The sequence below is a fragment of the Ferruginibacter sp. genome (assembly GCF_031430955.1).
Lineage (GTDB): Bacteria > Bacteroidota > Bacteroidia > Chitinophagales > Chitinophagaceae > Ferruginibacter.
Window position 1 is genome coordinate 1 of record NZ_JANPCM010000661.1, and the last position, 1,860, is coordinate 1,860.

The window sequence follows — 1,860 nt, forward strand, 5'->3', positions numbered from 1 at the left end:
AATAAAGCCTCCGTTTTAAGCGGAGGCTTTATTATTGAAGCAGAAATATTGTAGAATTAAAGCCACAGATATTTACAATAAACATTACCCTGCTTATTTTTTATTCCCTTTAATTTTAACGGTATATTAAATCCTTTACCCCGGCAATGAAAAACATTTTCCCGTTTTTAATTTTATTATTATGCAGCTGCAAAAAAACATTGCCTGCCGAAGCACCCGTAATAGTTACTGTTTTACCCACTGCTGCTGAAAGCAGTTATGTAAAATATACCATCAACGCAGGCGCACATTTTTCTGATAAAAGTGTTTTAAAAGAAATAATATTGAGTGAAATGAATTTTAAAGTAAAATTTGACAGCTCTGCAATTTATAAAACAATTGATCCACTTAATCAATACGATATTAATAAACTCTACGGCTTTTCAGATGGTAATGATCATCACCAAAACAGTGCAAGAATTGGCTGGTCGTGGAATGACAATGCGTTGAGGTTATATGCCTATACTTATTATAACGGCGTAAGGGATTCCAAAGAAATAACCAGTGTAAATATTGGCGCTGAAGTTTTATGTACAATAAAATTTTCTGCTGCTGAGTATGTTTTTAAATCGGGTAACAGCACTGTTACAATGCCACGATTTGTTACAACTACGATTGTTAAAGGTTATCAACTATATCCTTATTTTGGTGGCGACGAAACGGCACCGGCTGAAATCCGAATCTTAATTCAGGATCTGCCTTAATTTAACTCAGTAATTAATTGTAACCCTGAAACTCCATAAAAATATAAGGGTTAACTGATAACTCGTTTTCCCTTGTTTCGATAAAATTGCAAAATACCAAATCAATAAATGCATTGGCATCATTAATTTCCCAAAGTGTCATTGATTTATCAAAGGGCATTTCAAAAAATTCGGGTAGTATTTCGGGCACCAGCCCGTTCCAGCAGGCATCTATTAATTTTTCTTTTTGTGTAAAATGTTTATCTGCCTCAGCTTCATTTCTTTTTACCCGGTCTTTTGAAAAAAAACTGGCGTTTACCACAAGTAAGATTTCTTTTTGATGAGTATAAGTTTGCATATAGTATTTTTAATAATTAGACTATTGCAGGAATGAAAAAACATAAGCCAGAATTATAAAGTATAGTTAAAGTGCAGGTGGGTGAGGGCTGCTAATAGTGGAGGAAGAAACTAAGTTGTTAAATACGATCTTAAGATTTCACAATAATTACATTTCTATTCGTATCAATTGAATATTTTTTATTGGATTTCTTTTTTCAAAAACAATTTTGCTTTTTTCAGTTCGGGCCTGTTTGCGTCAGGCGAATTGGCAATAGCAAGCAACTGCTTATAATAATAATTTGCTTTATCAATATTATTTATTTTTTCGCTGACTAAAGCAGCACCATATAAACCATTAAAACGGTTGGGATGTTTTTTTAAATCAGCTTCGTAGGCGACTAATGCTTCGGCAGGTTTATTTAGTTGCAATAACATATCAGCCAGTAATTCTTTTGCCGGTATTATTTCTCCGGGAGTAACAGGGCTTTTCTCCGTTTTATCTTCCATATCTGCAGCCATGTTCATCAATTGCAATGCTTCGGTTATTTTTTTTTCTTCAAGTTTTATCCATGCTTCACCGGTTTTAATTTGTATCATTACCTGGTTGGCTTTGTAGGTATCTTTTTGTGCTGCAAGTGTATCATAAATTGTATTCAGACTTTTTAATTCTGTTTTAGCCAAACTATTATTACCCATATGTACAGCACCTAACAGCCGTGCAAAATGTACAATAGCTTTTTGCCAGGGAAATTTTTGCCAGGGAAAATCAGCAGGAAACATTTGAATATCTGCTGCTGCT

At 33.9% G+C, this 1,860-nt stretch carries 2 protein-coding genes and 1 pseudogene; 1 reads left to right on the forward strand and 2 read right to left on the reverse strand.

Going from position 1 to position 1,860, the window contains the following annotated elements; all coding sequences use genetic code 11:
- The first annotated feature begins 146 nt into the window (after nucleotides 1-146).
- On the forward strand, nucleotides 147-743 hold the full coding sequence (locus ACY65O_RS18740; protein ID WP_462222382.1) for a hypothetical protein: 597 nt from the start codon (nucleotides 147-149) through the stop codon (nucleotides 741-743).
- Nucleotides 744-756: 13 nt separating this feature from the next.
- Here the strand turns inward: ACY65O_RS18740 and ACY65O_RS18745 are convergent, their stop codons facing one another.
- Together ACY65O_RS18745 and ACY65O_RS18750 are read right to left on the reverse strand one after the other, a co-directional pair.
- Complete coding sequence (locus ACY65O_RS18745) at nucleotides 757-1,080, reverse strand: hypothetical protein (RefSeq protein WP_462222383.1); 324 nt, start codon at nucleotides 1,078-1,080, stop codon at nucleotides 757-759.
- Between the two features lie 179 nt (nucleotides 1,081-1,259).
- Nucleotides 1,260-1,860: pseudogene (locus tag ACY65O_RS18750) on the reverse strand (tetratricopeptide repeat protein); the annotation flags it as partial.

What these genes read in the sequence shown, in the direction of transcription:
- ACY65O_RS18740 (WP_462222382.1), top strand. Translation starts at nt 147, where the DNA reads ATGAAAAACATTTTCCCGTTTTTAATTTTATTATTATGCAGCTGCAAA.
- ACY65O_RS18745 (WP_462222383.1), bottom strand. Translation starts at nt 1,080, where the DNA reads ATGCAAACTTATACTCATCAAAAAGAAATCTTACTTGTGGTAAACGCC.